This window comes from Geobacillus genomosp. 3, assembly GCF_000445995.2.
In the GTDB taxonomy this organism is placed as follows: Bacteria; Bacillota; Bacilli; order Bacillales; family Anoxybacillaceae; genus Geobacillus.
The window spans coordinates 260,519-277,384 of sequence record NC_022080.4; the positions used below are offsets into that span (position 1 = coordinate 260,519).

At 54.5% G+C, this 16,866-nt stretch carries 16 protein-coding genes; 14 read left to right on the forward strand and 2 right to left on the reverse strand.

Features of this window, described 5'->3' with window-relative positions:
• The first annotated feature begins 56 nt into the window (after nucleotides 1-56).
• The 9 genes from purC to purD all read left to right on the forward strand — a co-directional run bounded on the left by purC (nucleotide 57) and on the right by purD (nucleotide 9,863).
• Nucleotides 57-785: a phosphoribosylaminoimidazolesuccinocarboxamide synthase gene (gene purC, locus M493_RS01440; RefSeq protein WP_020958487.1), complete on the forward strand. Its 729-nt coding sequence runs from the start codon at nucleotides 57-59 to the stop codon at nucleotides 783-785.
• Entirely contained in the window at nucleotides 773-1,027 is a 255-nt protein-coding gene (gene purS, locus M493_RS01445; RefSeq protein ID WP_020958488.1) for a phosphoribosylformylglycinamidine synthase subunit PurS, read from the forward strand. Before purC ends, purS begins: the two co-directional genes overlap by 13 nt.
• The gene (gene purQ / locus M493_RS01450; RefSeq protein ID WP_020958489.1) at nucleotides 1,024-1,710 is read left to right on the forward strand and encodes a phosphoribosylformylglycinamidine synthase subunit PurQ; all 687 of its coding nucleotides are present in this window, start codon (nucleotides 1,024-1,026) and stop codon (nucleotides 1,708-1,710) included. Before purS ends, purQ begins: the two co-directional genes overlap by 4 nt.
• Nucleotides 1,694-3,922 carry a phosphoribosylformylglycinamidine synthase subunit PurL gene (gene purL / locus M493_RS01455; RefSeq protein ID WP_020958490.1) on the forward strand — a complete coding sequence of 743 codons (2,229 nt, stop codon included), beginning with the start codon at nucleotides 1,694-1,696 and terminating at the stop codon, nucleotides 3,920-3,922. The genes purQ and purL overlap by 17 nt, the downstream gene beginning before the upstream one ends.
• On the forward strand, nucleotides 3,898-5,310 hold the full coding sequence (gene purF / locus M493_RS01460; RefSeq protein ID WP_020958491.1) for an amidophosphoribosyltransferase: 1,413 nt from the start codon (nucleotides 3,898-3,900) through the stop codon (nucleotides 5,308-5,310). Before purL ends, purF begins: the two co-directional genes overlap by 25 nt.
• A 64-nt stretch (nucleotides 5,311-5,374) precedes the next feature.
• Nucleotides 5,375-6,415 carry a phosphoribosylformylglycinamidine cyclo-ligase gene (gene purM, locus M493_RS01465; protein ID WP_020958492.1) on the forward strand — a complete coding sequence of 347 codons (1,041 nt, stop codon included), beginning with the start codon at nucleotides 5,375-5,377 and terminating at the stop codon, nucleotides 6,413-6,415.
• Complete coding sequence (gene purN / locus M493_RS01470; RefSeq protein ID WP_020958493.1) at nucleotides 6,412-7,044, forward strand: phosphoribosylglycinamide formyltransferase; 633 nt, start codon at nucleotides 6,412-6,414, stop codon at nucleotides 7,042-7,044. The genes purM and purN overlap by 4 nt, the downstream gene beginning before the upstream one ends.
• Nucleotides 7,007-8,545 (forward strand): bifunctional phosphoribosylaminoimidazolecarboxamide formyltransferase/IMP cyclohydrolase, encoded by a 1,539-nt coding sequence (purH, locus tag M493_RS01475; protein WP_020958494.1) that lies wholly within the window; start codon nucleotides 7,007-7,009, stop codon nucleotides 8,543-8,545. The genes purN and purH overlap by 38 nt, the downstream gene beginning before the upstream one ends.
• A 25-nt stretch (nucleotides 8,546-8,570) precedes the next feature.
• Entirely contained in the window at nucleotides 8,571-9,863 is a 1,293-nt protein-coding gene (gene purD / locus M493_RS01480; RefSeq protein ID WP_020958495.1) for a phosphoribosylamine--glycine ligase, read from the forward strand.
• On the opposite strand, the gene M493_RS19035 is transcribed toward purD, so the two are convergent.
• Together M493_RS19035 and M493_RS01485 are read right to left on the reverse strand one after the other, a co-directional pair.
• On the reverse strand, nucleotides 9,817-9,927 hold the full coding sequence (locus tag M493_RS19035; protein WP_335328896.1) for an EYxxD motif small membrane protein: 111 nt from the start codon (nucleotides 9,925-9,927) through the stop codon (nucleotides 9,817-9,819). The two genes, purD and M493_RS19035, sit on opposite strands and share 47 nt — an antisense overlap.
• A gap of 157 nt (nucleotides 9,928-10,084) precedes the next feature.
• Nucleotides 10,085-10,330, reverse strand: a complete 246-nt coding sequence (locus M493_RS01485) for a YgaP family membrane protein (RefSeq protein ID WP_020958496.1) — start codon at nucleotides 10,328-10,330, stop codon at nucleotides 10,085-10,087.
• Nucleotides 10,331-10,424: 94 nt separating this feature from the next.
• Here M493_RS01485 and M493_RS01490 point away from each other — a divergent pair, with 94 nt between their 5' ends.
• The 5 genes from M493_RS01490 (at nucleotide 10,425) to pcrA (ending at nucleotide 16,863) form a co-directional block, all read left to right on the forward strand.
• Nucleotides 10,425-12,170, forward strand: coding sequence for an adenine deaminase C-terminal domain-containing protein (locus tag M493_RS01490; protein ID WP_020958497.1), 1,746 nt, complete (start codon nucleotides 10,425-10,427; stop codon nucleotides 12,168-12,170).
• Between the two features lie 29 nt (nucleotides 12,171-12,199).
• Complete coding sequence (locus M493_RS01495) at nucleotides 12,200-13,207, forward strand: DUF3048 domain-containing protein (RefSeq protein WP_041267721.1); 1,008 nt, start codon at nucleotides 12,200-12,202, stop codon at nucleotides 13,205-13,207.
• A gap of 325 nt (nucleotides 13,208-13,532) precedes the next feature.
• Entirely contained in the window at nucleotides 13,533-13,859 is a 327-nt protein-coding gene (locus tag M493_RS01500; RefSeq protein ID WP_020958499.1) for a YerC/YecD family TrpR-related protein, read from the forward strand.
• Between the two features lie 99 nt (nucleotides 13,860-13,958).
• On the forward strand, nucleotides 13,959-14,660 hold the full coding sequence (locus M493_RS01505) for a heptaprenylglyceryl phosphate synthase (protein WP_020958500.1): 702 nt from the start codon (nucleotides 13,959-13,961) through the stop codon (nucleotides 14,658-14,660).
• Nucleotides 14,661-14,688: 28 nt separating this feature from the next.
• Nucleotides 14,689-16,863, forward strand: a complete 2,175-nt coding sequence (gene pcrA, locus M493_RS01510; RefSeq protein ID WP_020958501.1) for a DNA helicase PcrA — start codon at nucleotides 14,689-14,691, stop codon at nucleotides 16,861-16,863.
• Nucleotides 16,864-16,866: the final 3 nt, after the last annotated feature.

The following is a 16,866-nucleotide window of genomic DNA, read 5'->3' on the forward strand; positions in this document are numbered from 1 at the left end:
TGGCCAGCTGATTATGCGGAAAATTTTTAATCTTCTGGATAATGGAGGCGTGCACGATGCCGACAAAACAACAGTTGCTGTATGAAGGAAAAGCGAAAAAAATTTATGCGACCGATGAGTCCGGCGTGCTTTGGGTCGAGTACAAAGACAGCGCGACCGCGTTTAATGGCGAAAAAAAGGCGACGATCGCCGGCAAAGGGCGGCTCAATAACGAGATTTCCAGCTTATTGTTTTTGAAATTGCGCGAAGCGGGAATCGCCAATCATTTTATTGAAAAGCTATCACCGACTGAGCAGCTCGTCCAACAGGTGACGATCATCCCGCTTGAGGTGGTCGTACGCAATGTTGTCGCGGGCAGCTTAGCGAAGCGCATCGGCTTGGCGGAAGGAACGCCGCTTGAAACGCCGCTTGTCGAGTTTTACTACAAAAACGATGATCTTGGCGATCCGCTGCTGCTTGAAGACCATATTGCAATTTTGAAACTCGCTAACCGCGAGGAGATCGATCAGTTGAAACGAAAAGCGCTCAAGGTGAACGAAGTGTTAGGCGGCCATTTTGCGGAACGAAATGTAAGATTAATTGATTTTAAGCTTGAATTTGGCCGCACAGCAGACGGGGAGATCGTTTTAGCCGACGAGGTTTCCCCTGATACGTGCCGGCTGTGGGACGCTGACACGAATGAGAAGTTCGATAAAGATGTGTTCCGCCGTGACCTTGGCAGCTTGACAGAGGCGTATGAAGTCATTTTACAACGGTTAGGGGGAGAATCGGCATGTATAAAGTAAAAGTGTATGTGACGTTGCGTGAAAGTGTGTTGGATCCGCAAGGGACCGCGGTGAAAGGGGCGCTTCACAGCTTGTCGTATACGGAAGTGAAAGACGTGCGGATCGGCAAATTTATGGAACTGATGATCGAAAAAAGCGACCGCGACCTTGATGAGATGGTCCGTGAAATGTGTGAGAAATTGCTGTCCAACCCGGTCATTGAAGATTACCGCTACGAAATTGAGGAGGCCGTCGCCCGATGAAGTTTGCCGTCATTGTGTTTCCGGGATCGAATTGCGACGTCGATATGTACCATGCGATCGCCGATGAGCTTGGCGAGGAAGTCGAATATGTCTGGCATGATGAGGACAACTTAGACCGGTTTGACGCCATTTTGCTTCCGGGCGGCTTTTCGTACGGCGATTACTTGCGTTCGGGAGCGATCGCCCGCTTTTCGAAGGTGATGACCGCCGTCAAGCAAGCGGCTGACGCCGGAAAACCGGTGCTTGGCGTGTGCAACGGGTTTCAAATTTTGCTTGAAGCCGGCTTGCTTCCTGGGGCGATGCGCCGCAATCAAGAGTTGAAGTTCATCTGCCGGCCGGTGCAGCTTGTTGTGGAAAACAACGGAACGATGTTTACGTCTGCCTACGACAAAGGGGAAGTCATTACGATTCCCATCGCCCATGGCGAAGGAAATTATTATTGCGATGAACAGACGCTGAAGCGCTTAGTGGAAAACAAGCAAATCGTGTTCCGCTACCACGGCGAAAACCCGAACGGCAGTTTAATGGATATTGCGGGCATCGTCAATGAGCGGGGCAATGTGCTTGGCATGATGCCGCATCCGGAGCGGGCGGTCGACGCCTTGCTCGGCAGCGCGGACGGACTGAAACTATTCCGATCGATCGTCAACTATTGGAGGGAGACGCATGTCGTTACTGCTTGAGCCGAGTGCGGCGATGATTAAAGAACAAAAACTGTACCGCGAGATGGGATTGACGGATGACGAATTTGCGCGCATTGAAGCGATTTTAGGACGGCTGCCGAACTACACGGAAACCGGCATTTTTTCGGTGATGTGGTCGGAGCATTGCAGCTATAAAAATTCCAAGCCGGTGCTCAAAAAATTCCCAACTGACGGCCCGCACGTGCTGCAGGGACCGGGGGAAGGCGCTGGAATCGTCGATATTGGCGACGGATTGGCGGTGGCGTTTAAAATCGAAAGCCATAACCATCCGTCAGCGATCGAGCCGTATCAAGGGGCGGCGACCGGAGTCGGCGGCATTATCCGTGACGTCTTCTCAATGGGGGCGCGGCCGATCGCGCTGCTCAATTCGCTTCGGTTTGGCGAACTGACATCGCCGCGTGTGAAATATTTGTTTGAACATGTCGTCGCCGGCATTGCCGGGTATGGCAACTGCATCGGCATCCCTACCGTCGGCGGTGAAGTCCAGTTTGACCCGTCGTATGAAGGGAATCCGCTTGTCAACGCCATGTGTGTTGGGATCATCCGCCATGAAGACATTCAACGCGGCGTAGCGACCGGAGTTGGCAATACGGTCATGTACGTCGGGGCGAAAACGGGCCGCGACGGCATCCATGGGGCGACGTTCGCGTCAGAAGAGTTAAGCGAACAATCGGAAGCGAAGCGCCCGGCTGTGCAAGTCGGCGACCCGTTTATGGAAAAACTATTGCTAGAAGCGTGCCTAGAGGCGGTCAAGTCCGATGCGCTTGTCGGCATTCAAGATATGGGCGCCGCGGGGCTCACGAGTTCGTCCGCCGAGATGGCAAGCAAAGGCGGCTTTGGCATCGAGATGAATTTGGATCTCGTCCCGCAGCGCGAGACTGGCATGACGCCGTATGAAATGATGCTCTCGGAATCGCAGGAACGGATGCTGCTTGTCGTCAAGCAAGGGCGTGAAGACGAAATCGCCGCGATTTTTGCCAAGTACGGGTTGGAAGCAAAAGCGATCGGCAAAGTCACGGATGACAAAATGCTTCGTCTCTGGTTCCGCGGCGAGGTGGCGGCGGAAATTCCAGTCGACGCCTTGGCGAAAGACGCGCCGGTTTACTATAAGCCGTCGAAAGAGCCGGCCTATTACCGTGAATTTCAGGCGATGGCGCCGTACATTCCGGTGATCGAAGACTACAACGACACATTGCTTGGGCTGCTCGCCCGACCGACGATCGCCAGCAAAGAATGGGTGTACGACCAATATGACTACATGGTGCGGACGAACACAGTCGTCGCCCCAGGATCAGATGCGGCGGTTGTGCGCATCCGCGGCACGAATAAGGCGCTCGCGCTGACCACAGATTGCAATTCGCGCTATTTGTATTTGGACCCCGAGATGGGTGGGAAAATCGCTGTGGCCGAAGCGGCACGCAACGTTGTTTGTTCGGGGGCGAAGCCGCTCGCGATTACCGATTGCCTTAACTTTGGCAGCCCGGAAAAGCCGGAGATTTTTTGGCAGCTTGAAAAAGCGGTTGACGGGATGAGCGAAGCATGCCGCGTGTTTGAAACGCCGGTGACAGGCGGAAACGTCTCCCTTTACAATGAGACAAATGGTGAGGCGATCTATCCGACGCCGGTGGTCGGTATGGTCGGACTTATTGACGATCTTTCCCATATTACAACGCAATCGTTTAAGCAAGAAGGCGACTTGATCTACGTGATCGGTGAGGCGAAGCCGGAGTTTGGCGGCAGCGAGTTGCAAAAATGGCTGGAGGGCCGCATTTTCGGCAAAGCGCCGGAGCTCGATTTGACGGTCGAAGCGAGACGCCAGCGCCAGCTGTTGACGGCGATCCGCGCCGGAGTCGTGGCGTCGGCACACGATGTGGCTGAAGGCGGATTGGCAGTCGCGCTTGCTGAATGTGTCATCGGAGCCGATGGGCTTGGGGCGAATGTGACGATTAGCGGCGATGTGACGAGCGAACTGTTCAGTGAAACGCAATCGCGTTTTGTCGTGTCGGTGAAAAAAGAACACCAAGAAGCGTTTGAACAGCTTGTGGAAGCGAAACGGATCGGTGAAGTGACAGGCGACGGCATCTTGACAGTAAACGGGGAACAGGAGGAAACGTTTATCCGCCTTTCGGTTGACGAGATGCGAAACGTCTGGAAAGGGGCTATTCCATGCTTGCTGAAATCAAAGGATTGAACGAGGAGTGCGGTATTTTCGGCATTTGGGGACATGAGGACGCCGCCAAGCTCACGTATTACGGGCTCCACAGCTTGCAGCACCGCGGCCAGGAAGGAGCGGGCATCGTTGTGGCATGCGGCGGTCACTTATCCGGCTATAAAGGTCTCGGCTTAGTGACAGAGGTGTTCCAAAGCGGGACGCTCGATGTGCTTCACGGGCCGGCGGCGATCGGCCATGTCCGTTATTCGACGGCGGGCGGAGGCGGTTATGAAAACGTTCAGCCGCTTTTGTTCCGCTCACAGACAGGTTCGATGGCGCTTGCCCATAACGGCAACTTGACGAACGCTCTTGAACTGAAACTGTCACTCGAAGCGCAAGGGAGCATTTTTCAGACGACATCGGATACGGAAGTGTTCGCCCATCTCATCCGCCGCAGTCAGGCGTCAACGTTTGTCGGGCAAGTGAAAGAGGCGCTCAGCCAGATTGAAGGGGCGTTTGCGTTTTTGTTGCTGACGGAAGAGGCGCTTTATGTTGCGCTCGATCCGCACGGCTTCCGGCCGCTGTCGCTCGGCCGTCTCGGTTCGGCGTATGTCGTCGCTTCGGAAACGTGTGCGTTTGATGTCATCGGTGCTGCGTACGAGCGTGAAGTGGCACCCGGCGAACTGCTTATCATCAACGGGGAAGGAGTGCGTTCGGAACGGTTTGCCCCGGAGCGGCCCCGATCCATTTGCAGCATGGAATACATTTACTTCGCCCGCCCGGACAGCCATGTCGATGGCATCAACATCCATACTGCAAGGAAAAATTTAGGAAAACGACTGGCGCTCGAAGCGCCGGCTGACGCTGACATTGTCACCGGCGTGCCGGACTCGAGCATTTCCGTCGCTATCGGTTATGCGGAAGCGAGCGGCATCCCGTATGAATTAGGGCTCATCAAAAACCGTTACGTCGGCCGGACGTTCATCCAGCCGTCACAAGCGTTGCGTGAACAAGGAGTAAAAATGAAGCTGTCGCCGGTGCGCGGTGTGGTGGCTGGCAAGCGGGTCGTGATGGTTGACGATTCAATCGTGCGCGGGACGACAAGCCGGCGTATTGTGACGATGCTCCGCGAGGCAGGGGCTGTAGAAGTGCATGTGCGTATCAGTGCGCCGCCGATCACCCACCCTTGTTTTTACGGCATTGATACGTCATCGAGAGAAGAACTGATCGCAGCAAAACATTCAGTAGAAGAGATCCGACGTTTGATCGGCGCTGATTCGTTGGCATTTCTCAGCAAGGAAGGAATGATGACGGCGATCGGACGTCCAGATGTCTCGCCGCAGCGCGGGCAATGTTTGGCATGTTTTACCGGCCAATATCCGACCCGCGTCGGCCAAGTCACCCGGCCGTGCTTAACGGTGAAATAACATCTGAACGGAAACGCGATCATGTTCGAAGCTGGCCGCATGGCCGTCAAAGGGAGGATTAAATGTGGCAAACGCATACAAACAAGCAGGGGTTGACATTGAGGCCGGCTATCAGGCGGTCACCTTGATGAAACAGCACGTGCAAAAAACGATGCGTCCGGAAGTGTTGGGCGGAATCGGCGGGTTTGGCGGCTTGTTTGATTTATCGGCGCTTGGCTACCGGCAGCCGGTGCTTGTATCTGGCACGGATGGCGTCGGGACGAAGCTGAAACTGGCGTTTTTGTTGGATCGTCACGATACGATCGGGATTGACTGCGTGGCGATGTGTGTCAATGACATCGTGGTGCAAGGGGCAGAACCGCTCTTTTTCCTCGATTATATCGCCTGCGGCAAAGCAATGCCGGAAAAAATCGCTGCCATTGTCAAAGGGGTGGCCGATGGTTGCGTGGAAGCCGGTTGTGCATTGATTGGCGGGGAAACGGCAGAAATGCCGGGAATGTATGACGAAAATGAGTATGATTTAGCAGGGTTCGCTGTTGGCATTGCTGAAAAAGAAAAGCTTGTGACCGGACAAACGATTCAAGCGGGCGATGCGCTGATCGGACTGCCTTCAAGCGGCTTGCACAGCAACGGCTACTCGCTCGTGCGCCGCATCGTGTTTGACCAAGCGAAGTTGGAGCTTGATCGCATTTATGAGCCACTTACCGTTCCGCTTGGTGAGGAATTGCTGAAGCCGACGCGCATTTACGCAAAACCGTTGCGTTCGGCGCTCGGACAGTTTACGATCAAAGGGATGGCGCATATTACCGGCGGCGGATTTATCGAAAACATTCCGCGCATGCTGCCGGATGGACTTGGTGCCCGCATCAACCGAGGTTCTTGGCCGGTGCTGCCCATTTTTGACTTCCTGCGCGACAAGGGTGGCCTCGAGGAAGAAGAGATGTTTTCGGTGTTTAATATGGGCATTGGCCTCGTGATGGCCGTCAGTCCGGAAACGGTGGCGCCGCTTGTGAAGTGGTTGGACGAACAAGGCGAGCCATCGTATCTCATTGGCGAAGTTGTTGAAGGAGAGGGCGTATCGTTTGCCGGAGGGAACGAGGCATGAAGAGGCTAGCGGTGTTTGCTTCCGGAAGCGGGACGAACTTTCAAGCGATCGTCGATGCGGCCAAGTGCGGCGATGTGCCGGCGGAAGTGGCGCTTTTGGTGTGCGACCGCCCGGGCGCGAACGTCATTGAACGGGCAGCGCGTGAAAACGTGCCGGCGTTTGTGTTTACGCCAAAAGACTACCCATCCAAGGCGGCGTTTGAAAGCGAGATTTTGCGTGAGTTAAGGGAGCGGCGCATCGACTGGATTGCGCTCGCCGGCTATATGCGTTTGATCGGGCCGACATTGCTTTCGGCCTATGAAGGGAAAATTGTCAACATTCATCCGTCGCTGTTGCCGGCGTTTCCGGGCAAGGACGCGATCGGCCAGGCTTATCGGGCGGGCGTTTTGGAAACGGGCGTCACCGTCCATTATGTTGATGAAGGGATGGATACCGGACCGGTCATCGCCCAACGCGCTGTCCCGATGATGCCCGGCGAGCCGATCGAGGCGCTTGAAGCGCGCATCCACGCGGTTGAACATGAGTTATACCCGGCGGTGTTGCGCATGCTGTTGGCGGACAAGGATCAACAAGAAGAAAGGATCGAGAGCGATGGCAGTCAAACGAGCATTAATCAGCGTGTCCAATAAAGAAGGGATCGTTCCGTTTGCGAAGCAGCTGGCGGAACTTGGCGTCGACATCATTTCGACCGGTGGGACGAAACGGGCGCTTGAAGAGGCCGGCGTTCCGGTCATTTCGATCTCTGATGTCACCGGGTTTCCGGAAATTTTGGACGGGCGCGTCAAAACGCTGCATCCGGCCATTCACGGCGGCATTTTGGCGGTGCGCAGCGATGAGCGCCATCAAGCGGCGCTTAAGGAGCATGGCATTCGCCCAATCGATTTGGTCGTGGTGAACTTGTACCCGTTCCAGCAAACGATCGCCAAACCGGACGTGACGCTTGCCGAGGCGATTGAAAATATCGATATCGGCGGCCCGACGATGGTGCGGGCGGCGGCGAAAAACTATGCCGATGTCGCGATTGTCGTTGACCCGGCTGACTATCCGATGGTGATCGAAGAACTGAAAACAACCGGTTCGATCCAAGCAAAGACGCGGCAGCAACTGGCGGCGAAAGCGTTCCGCCATACGGCGGCGTATGATGCGATGATTGCCGAGTATTTAACCAATCTCACCGGCGAGAACTATCCGGAAACGCTCACCGTCACCTATACGAAAAAACAATCGTTGCGCTATGGCGAAAATCCGCATCAATCGGCGGCGTTTTATGCCAAACCGCTCGGTGCGGCTTTCTCGATTGCGCAAGCGAAACAGTTGCACGGAAAAGAGCTGTCGTATAACAATATTAACGACGCCAATGCGGCCATCAACCTTATTCGCGAATTTCAAGAGCCGGCTGTAGCGGCGATTAAACATATGAACCCGTGCGGCGTCGGGATCGGCGCGACGCTTCTTGAGGCATTTACGAAAGCGTATGAAGCGGATCCGGTCTCGATTTTTGGCGGCATTATCGCTGTCAACCGGGAAGTGGACAAAGAAACGGCAGAGCGGATGCACGACATCTTTTTAGAAATCGTCATCGCCCCATCGTTTAGCGACGAGGCGCTTGCCATTTTGACGAGAAAGAAAAACATCCGTCTGTTGACGCTTGATTTTACTGCGCCAAAGGTCAAAGAAAAAACGTTCGTGTCCATAAACGGCGGTTTGCTTGTGCAAGAAGCGGATATGCATACGCTTGAAGACGCCGAATGGAACGTCGTCACGAAGCGCGAGCCGACAGAGGCGGAACGTGGACAACTTCGTTTTGCCTGGAAAGTCGTCAAACATGTTAAATCAAACGCCATTGTGTTGGCGAAAAACGGCATGACGATCGGTGTCGGCGCCGGGCAAATGAACCGGGTCGGCGCGGCGAACATCGCCATTGAACAAGCCGGGGAGCAGGCGGCGGGCGCAGTGCTTGCATCCGATGCCTTTTTCCCGATGGATGATACGGTTGAGGCGGCGGCGAAAGCGGGCATTACGGCCATCATCCAGCCGGGCGGCTCGATTCGTGATGCTGATTCGATCCGCAAGGCGGATGAATACGGCATTGCCATGGTATTTACCGGTGTTCGCCATTTCAAACATTAAACGGCGGCAAAAGGGGAGGAAGACGATGAACATTTTGATAGTCGGGCGCGGCGGGCGCGAGCATGCCATCGCTCAGAAGGCGGCGCAAAGTCCGTTGGCTGGCAAGCTGTATGCGGCGCCGGGCAACCCGGGCATCGGGGAAGTGGCAGAGCTCGTCGACATCGAGGAACTCGATATAGATGCGCTTTTGCAGTTTGCGAAACAACATGCGATTGATTTGACGATTGTCGGGCCGGAAGCGCCGCTTGCCGCCGGCCTCGTCGACCGCTTTCTGGCCGAGGGGCTGCCTATTTTCGGTCCGAACCAGGCGGCGGCACTCATTGAAGGAAGCAAGGCGTTTGCGAAGGAACTGATGAAGAAATACGGCATTCCAACGGCGGAACATGCCACCTTTGCGTCGTATGAAGATGCGAAAGCGTACATTGAACAAAAAGGCGCCCCGATCGTCATCAAAGCGGACGGGTTAGCCGCTGGAAAAGGAGTCACCGTCGCCCAAACGGTAGAAGAAGCGTTAGCCGCGGCGAAGGCAACGCTTGTCGATGGGCAATTCGGCAAAGCCGGCAGCCAGGTCGTCATCGAGGAGTATTTGGAAGGTGAAGAATTTTCGTTTATGGCGTTCGTGAACGGCGAGAAGGTCTATCCTCTTGCCATCGCCCAAGACCATAAACGGGCGTATGACGGAGATGAAGGGCCCAATACCGGCGGAATGGGAGCGTATTCGCCAGTGCCGCAAATTTCCGCCGAAACGATCCAAATCGCGCTTGAGACGATTTTGCGTCCGACCGCCAAAGCGTTAGTGGCTGAAGGCCGGCCGTTTACCGGTGTGCTATATGCCGGGCTGATCGAAACGAAAGACGGACCGAAAGTGATTGAATTTAACGCCCGCTTTGGCGACCCAGAGGCGCAAGTCGTGCTGCCGCGGCTGAAAACCGATTTCATTGAAGCGATCTTGGCGGTGATGGAAGGAAAAGAGATCGAGCTTGATTGGACGGACGAAGCGGTGCTTGGCGTCGTGTTGGCGGCTAAAGGCTATCCGGGCGCCTATGAGCGTGGGGCGGCCATCCGGGGATTGGATCGGCTCGATTCCGATGTGCTGTTATTCCATGCCGGGACAAAGCAAGAAGGTGGTACACTGTACACGAACGGCGGACGCGTTCTTTTGTTAGCCGCCAAAGGACATACACTGGCTGAAGCAAAAGAAAAAGTGTATGCACAGCTTGCCCGAATCGACAGCAATGGGTTGTTTTACCGCCGGGACATCGGCCGGCGCGCTATCGAACGCGCCTCCGCCGCACATACACGTACGAAAGGGCAATAATGCCCCCGATCAATGTCGCTAACACAAACGACATGTCGGTCATATATTCCAGCAACATGATCATTCACTCCTTTGGATTGAAGGTGTCCCAAACGCGGGACACCTTTTCTAACGTGAAGCAGAACTTCCGGCAAGAGCGAAGCGAGTCTTCAGCCCCCTTGGGGCATTGTGGCGGGGAGAACCGTACGGCCTCGAGCGGTTGCTCCTGCCTGGCCGTTTATTTATGTCGGATTGACAACAGCTTCTTTTTGTTCTTCAAGCAGCCGTTCACGCTGCATATTGTCAAACAAGGCTGTCAGTGGACAAAAACGGGTAATCCCTTCACCGACTTTCATGGCCCCAAGCAAGACGGCAAGCAGATACGATGTGCACCATGGCCGCCGGGCCAAACGGGCGGTCGCCCACGCCACAACAGTCAAACCGAACGTAATGCGGATGAGCGCATTCACAATGCCGATATTCGCCATTGGCGTGTCCCTCCTCATCTTTTTATTGTGAAAATCGCTTTCGTGCGTTAAAATGATTATATGGAACGATTAGGAAACAAGGGACGGGGTGTCAATGGGCGAACAACGCTACCGATGGAAAAGCAGTGAATTGCGTGAACAGGCAGCGGTGATGGATGGCAAACAATCACCGACCAAAGTATTGACGAACGCAACGTTTTTGCATTCCTATTTTCGCGAATGGGTAAAAGGGAATATATGGATACATGGCGACCGCATCGTGTACGCCGGAGAGCGGCTTCCCAGCCGCGTCGATGAAGTGTGTGAAATCATCGACTGCCGCGGGTATGTGCTCGTCCCTGGCTACATTGAGCCGCATGTTCATCCATTTCAATTATATAATCCCCATTCATTTGCCCGTTATGCAGCAACGTGCGGGACGACGACGCTAATCAATGATAATTTATTTTTCCTTTTGCATCTTGACGATGAAGAGGCGTTTTTATTTTTGAAAGAAATGAATGCGCTTCCAACATCGATGTATTGGTGGTGCCGATTTGACGGGCAGACGGAGTTAGAGCGGGAGGATGAGCAGCTATCAAACGCCCGGATCAAACGGTGGTTGGATCAAGAAACGGTTCTTCAAGGCGGCGAGCTGACGTCGTGGCCGAAGCTCATCAGCGGCGATGACATTGTCCTTTACTGGATGCAAGAGGCAAAACGACGGCGCCGCAAAATCGAGGGACACTTCCCGGGCGCTTCGGAGAAAACGCTGGTGAAAATGGCGCTTTTCGGTGCAGACGGAGATCATGAAGTGATGACAGGAAAAGAAGTGCATCTGCGCCTTTGGCACGGCTATACGGTTACACTTCGCCATTCCTCGATCCGTCCGGATTTGCCGGTGGTGCTTGAGGAAATGAAAGCGCTCGGCATCCGGCACTACGACAAATGCTTATTGACGACCGACGGCTCGCCGCCGGCATTTTATGAAAACGGGGTCATGGATGGGCTGATTCGCATCGCCATTGAACATGGCGTGCCAGTCATCGACGCGTACGCCATGGCGACGATCAACGCCGCTCGCCATTATGGCATCGAACATCTTCACGGCAGCATCACAACCGGCCGGATTGCGCACATCAATTTTCTGCGCTCGGCTCATGACCCGACGCCGGTGCAGGTGCTCGCCAAAGGAGAATGGGTGAAGCGGGAAGGGGAGCCGACAGGCGCATGGCCGGCGCCTGAGTGGGAACAGTTTGGCATTCGGCCGCTTTCATTATCATGGGAGCTTGAATGGGACGATTTGCAATTTTCGATGCCGATGGGGTTGCGCATGGAAAATGCGGTGATTTTAAAGCCGTATTCTGTTTCGGTCGATACGTCGCGCGACCGCTTAGGGCACGACCATGACGAATGCTTTTTAGTGCTGCTTGACCGAAATGGCCAATGGCGTGTCAATACGCTGCTTAAAGGGTTTTCATCGGCGCTTGGCGGGCTTTCGAGCTCGTATTCAAACACCGGCGATTTGATTTTGATCGGAAAGCATAAGGAAGATATGATGCTTGCTTTTCGGCGGATGAAGGAGATCGGTGGCGGCATTGTACTTGCCGAGAATGGGGAGATTTTGTTTGAACTCCCGCTTCCGCTTGGCGGCATGACGTCCACTTTAGAGATGGAAACGTTGATGCACGAGGAAAAGACGTTCGTCCGCCTTTTGCGGGAGCGCGGGTATCATTTTGAGGATCCCGTGTACTCGTTGCTCTTTTTGCAATCGACCCACTTGCCGTATGTGCGCATCACCCAGCGCGGCATTTACGATGTCATGCACAAAACGGTACTCTTTCCTTCAATAATGCGGTAAAATAAAAAAGAAAAAAGGTTGTGTATCCATTGAAACGTTGGCTGTATGCCATTGGCTGTATGGCGCTGCTCCTTGGCGGCTGCACCGCCCAAAGCGAGCCGGAGCCGGCGAAACCGCCTGTGCAAGAGCAGCCGCCCCAGCCTCCGGCAGAGGAGAAGGAGAAGGAAACGTTTCCGTTGACCGGGCTGCCAGCGGAAGGGGACGTCCGTCAGCGGGTCGTCGGCGTGATGGTCAACAACCATCCGAAGGCGCGTCCGCAATCGGGATTAAGCCAAGCAGATATCGTGTACGAGGTGCTTGCCGAGGGGGATATCACCCGTTTTTTGGCGCTTTATCAAAGCGATCGGCCGGAACGGGTCGGGCCGGTGCGGAGTGCGCGTGATTATTATATTGATTTAAGCGAAGGTTATAACGCTATTTATGTTTGCCATGGCTGGAGCCCAGAGGCGAAAGCGAGGCTCGAACGGGGCGAAACTGACTATTTGAACGGACTCTTTTACGATGGGACGCTGTTTGAGCGCGTTTCCTTCCGCAAGGCGCCGCATAACTCATACATTACGTTTGCCAATATTGAAAAAGGGGCGGATGACAACGAATACGCATGGACGGACGATATCGCCCCACTGCCATTTCGTTCTGATGAGCCAAGCGGGGAGAAAGTCGGGACGGTCCGCATCGCCTATTCGCACCGCCTATACGCCCAAGTGGAATATCGCTACGCTCCGGAGCAAAAAGGGTATTACCGGTATAGCGGCGGCGAGCAGACGATCGATTACGATACGCGCGCTCCGGTCGTGGTGCAAAATGTGCTAATCATCGCCGCCCGCCATCAAGTGATCGACAGCTACGGGCGGCGCGACATTGATTTCACTTCCGGCGGCCAAGGCTACTTGTTGCAAAACGGCGTCATCCAGCCGATCGAATGGAAAAACGTCGACGGCCGGCTGCTGCCATACCGCGATGGGGTGCCGGTCGGGTTCGTGCCGGGCAAAACGTGGATCAATATCGTTCCGGAACTGACGGCTGTTCAATGGTGACGACGCGCAAATGACCGTTGGTCCGGCGGCGCGCCTCGCTAGTTTTCTAAACGATGAACAAAGAATGTCGTCAACAAGCCAAAACCAAGTATGTTGATCGGCCGATAAAGACGGGTTGGGAAGGCGTTGATTCCCTTTTTTGTGCTGTAGTCGGCAGACGGTTTGCTCATCGACGATGGGCTGTTGGCGCATGCCCTCTCCGAACAAGGAACGACTTGCAGGCACAAACTCCATTGGCCCGCCGTCGTTCTTGTTCGGAAAAGGCAAAGATGCTTATGTTCGGCCATACAATTTGCGGTTTCACCAAAGCAAGGAGGAGACATACATGCAAATCGATAAACTGCGCGGCAGGGAGCTTGATCAACTGTTTAAAGCCATTTTGTCGTTGCGTGACTTAGAGGAGTGTTACCGTTTTTTTGATGACTTATGCACCGTCAACGAAATTCAGGCGCTTGCCCAACGTCTGGAAGTCGCCCGCATGTTGCGGGAAGGGTATACGTACCATAAAATTGAAACTGAAACCGGAGCAAGCACGGCGACCATTTCGCGTGTCAAGCGCTGCCTCAACTACGGCAACGATGCCTATGCGATGGCGCTTGACCGCATTAAAGAAGAACAGCTGCAAGAAGAAAATGAAGCCGTGACAGACTGATCAGGAAAGGAGATTCCTTCCATATGAAAAGGAACTCCTTTTCTTTTTGCGGATTTGTTATAATGAAACAATGGAGAACGGAGTGGAAGGGGTATTGTCATGGAAGAGGTTCGCGCTTGGCGCCATGTGTTTAAACTCGACCCGAACAAGTTGATTGATGACGAGCGCCTTGAGCGCCTTTGCGAGTCGGGAACGGATGCGGTCATCGTCGGCGGAACGGACGGAGTGACGCTCGATGGTGTGCTTGATTTATTGGCCCGCATCCGCCGGTTTTCGGTGCCATGCGCGCTTGAAGTCACAAATCTTGAGGCCTTGACGCCGGGGTTTGATGCGTATTTCATCCCGATCGTGTTAAACAGCCGCCATGTCGATTGGGTAATCGGCCGTCATCATGAGGCGGTGAAACAGCATGGCGACGTCATGAACTGGGAGGAGATTTTCGCCGAGGGATATTGCATTTTGAACCCGGAATGCAAGGCGGCGAAGCTCACTGAGGCCGACACCGGACTGAGTGAAGACGATGTTGTGGCCTACGCCCGCCTCGCTCAACATTTGTACAAGCTGCCGATCTTTTACCTCGAATATAGCGGCACATACGGCGATCCGATTCTAGTGGAAAACGTGAAACGGGTGCTCGATAAGACGCAGCTGTTTTACGGTGGCGGCATTACTGCGCCGGAACAGGCGGCTGAGATGGCGCGCTACGCCGATACCGTTGTCGTCGGCAACGCCATTTACGAATCATTTGAGCAGGCGTTGTTGACCGTGGCCGCTGTGAAGCGGGTGAACGAGGCAGAATAGAACATATGTTTTATTGGTGGTGGACATGATGAATTTTTTATCGGAAAAGCTACTTGCGCATTTAAACAAAGAGCAGCAAGAAGCCGTCAGGACGACGGAAGGCCCGCTGCTCATTATGGCGGGGGCGGGAAGCGGAAAAACGCGCGTGTTGACGCACCGGATCGCCTATTTGATGGCGGAAAAGCATGTGGCGCCGTGGAACATTTTGGCCATTACGTTTACGAACAAGGCGGCGCGTGAAATGCGGGAACGCGTGCAGTCACTCTTAGGCGGGGCGGCGGAAGATGTCTGGATCTCGACGTTTCACTCGATGTGTGTCCGCATTTTGCGCCGCGACATTGACCGCATCGGCATCAACCGCAATTTTTCCATCCTCGATTCGACGGATCAACTTTCCGTGATCAAAACGATTTTAAAGGAAAAAAACATCGACCCGAAAAAATTTGAACCGCGTACCATTTTAGGGACGATCAGCGCGGCAAAAAACGAGCTGTTGTCCACGGAACAATTCGCGAAGCGGGCCTCGACGTATTACGAAAAAATCGTCAGCGACATCTATCAAGAATACCAGCAGCGCCTGCTTCGCAACCATTCGCTCGATTTTGACGATTTGATCATGACAACGATCCAACTGTTTGACCGCGTGCCGGATGTGCTCCACCATTACCAATATAAGTTTCAGTACATCCATATTGATGAATACCAAGACACGAATCGCGCCCAATATACGCTCGTCAAAAAGCTGGCGGAACGCTTTCAAAACATTTGCGCCGTCGGCGACGCCGACCAGTCGATTTACCGTTGGCGCGGGGCGGACATCCAAAACATTTTGTCGTTCGAGCGCGACTATCCGAACGCAAAAGTCATTTTGCTTGAGCAAAACTACCGCTCGACGAAGCGCATTTTGCAGGCAGCGAACGAAGTGATCGAGCATAACGTCAACCGAAAGCCGAAACGGCTTTGGACAGAAAATGCGGAAGGGAAACCGATCCTTTATTACGAGGCGATGAACGAAGCGGACGAAGCGCAGTTTGTCGCCGGCCGCATTCGCGAGGCGGTAGAGCGCGGCGAGCGCCGCTACAGCGATTTTGCCGTCTTGTACCGGACGAACGCCCAGTCGCGCGTCGTCGAGGAAATGTTGCTGAAAGCGAACATTCCGTATCAAATTGTCGGCGGCTTAAAGTTTTATGACCGGAAAGAAATTAAAGACATTCTCGCCTATTTGCGCGTCATCGCCAATCCGGACGACGATTTAAGCTTGCTTCGCATCATCAATGTGCCGAAGCGCGGCATCGGGGCTTCAACGATCGACAAACTCGTTCGCTATGCGGCCGGGCATGAACTGTCGCTCTTTGAAGCGCTCGGGGAGCTTGAGATGATCGGGCTTGGCGCCAAAGCGGCCGGGGCGCTCGCTGCGTTTCGCGGCCAGCTCGAGCAATGGACGCAGCTGCAAGAATACGTCTCCGTCACCGAGCTCGTCGAAGAAGTGCTCGACAAATCCGGCTACCGCGACATGCTGAAGGCGGAGCGGACGATTGAAGCGCAAAGCCGGCTTGAGAACTTGGATGAGTTTTTATCGGTGACAAAGCATTTTGAAAATGTGAGCGACGATAAATCGCTCATCGCCTTTTTAACTGACTTGGCGCTTATTTCCGACTTGGACGAGCTGAACGGGACAGACGAGGGGGCTGAAGGTGATGCGGTCGTTTTAATGACGCTTCATGCCGCCAAAGGGCTTGAGTTTCCGGTCGTCTTTTTGATCGGCATGGAAGAAGGCATTTTCCCGCACAACCGCTCGCTCAATGATGACGATGAGATGGAAGAGGAACGGCGGCTGGCGTATGTCGGCATCACCCGCGCGGAGGAAGAACTTGTGCTGACGAGCGCGCAAATGCGAACGCTGTTTGGCAACATCCAAATGAACCCGCCATCACGCTTTTTGGATGAAATTCCGGCGCATTTGCTCGAGACGGCCTCGCGCCGTCAAGCGGCCGCCTCCCGTCCGGTCGTTTCGCGCCCGCAGGCCAGCGGCGCCGTTGGGTCGTGGAAAGTCGGCGACCGGGCGAACCACCGAAAATGGGGGGTCGGCACCGTTGTCAGCGTCCGCGGCGACGGCGATGACCAAGAGCTTGACATCGCCTTCCCAAGTCCGACCGGTATTAAACGGCTGCTTGCGAAATTTGCGCCGATTGAGAAAGTGTAAGAA

Excerpts from the sequence above, each read along its gene's own strand:
- purC (WP_020958487.1), top strand. The coding sequence starts at position 57 with ATGCCGACAAAACAACAGTTGCTGTATGAAGGAAAAGCGAAAAAAATT.
- purS (WP_020958488.1), top strand. The coding sequence starts at position 773 with ATGTATAAAGTAAAAGTGTATGTGACGTTGCGTGAAAGTGTGTTGGAT.
- purQ (WP_020958489.1), top strand. The coding sequence starts at position 1,024 with ATGAAGTTTGCCGTCATTGTGTTTCCGGGATCGAATTGCGACGTCGAT.
- purL (WP_020958490.1), top strand. The coding sequence starts at position 1,694 with ATGTCGTTACTGCTTGAGCCGAGTGCGGCGATGATTAAAGAACAAAAA.
- purF (WP_020958491.1), top strand. The coding sequence starts at position 3,898 with ATGCTTGCTGAAATCAAAGGATTGAACGAGGAGTGCGGTATTTTCGGC.
- purN (WP_020958493.1), top strand. The coding sequence starts at position 6,412 with ATGAAGAGGCTAGCGGTGTTTGCTTCCGGAAGCGGGACGAACTTTCAA.
- purH (WP_020958494.1), top strand. The coding sequence starts at position 7,007 with ATGGCAGTCAAACGAGCATTAATCAGCGTGTCCAATAAAGAAGGGATC.
- purD (WP_020958495.1), top strand. The coding sequence starts at position 8,571 with ATGAACATTTTGATAGTCGGGCGCGGCGGGCGCGAGCATGCCATCGCT.
- M493_RS19035 (WP_335328896.1), bottom strand. The coding sequence starts at position 9,927 with ATGATCATGTTGCTGGAATATATGACCGACATGTCGTTTGTGTTAGCG.
- M493_RS01485 (WP_020958496.1), bottom strand. The coding sequence starts at position 10,330 with ATGGCGAATATCGGCATTGTGAATGCGCTCATCCGCATTACGTTCGGT.
- M493_RS01490 (WP_020958497.1), top strand. The coding sequence starts at position 10,425 with ATGGGCGAACAACGCTACCGATGGAAAAGCAGTGAATTGCGTGAACAG.
- M493_RS01500 (WP_020958499.1), top strand. The coding sequence starts at position 13,533 with ATGCAAATCGATAAACTGCGCGGCAGGGAGCTTGATCAACTGTTTAAA.
- M493_RS01505 (WP_020958500.1), top strand. The coding sequence starts at position 13,959 with ATGGAAGAGGTTCGCGCTTGGCGCCATGTGTTTAAACTCGACCCGAAC.
- pcrA (WP_020958501.1), top strand. The coding sequence starts at position 14,689 with ATGAATTTTTTATCGGAAAAGCTACTTGCGCATTTAAACAAAGAGCAG.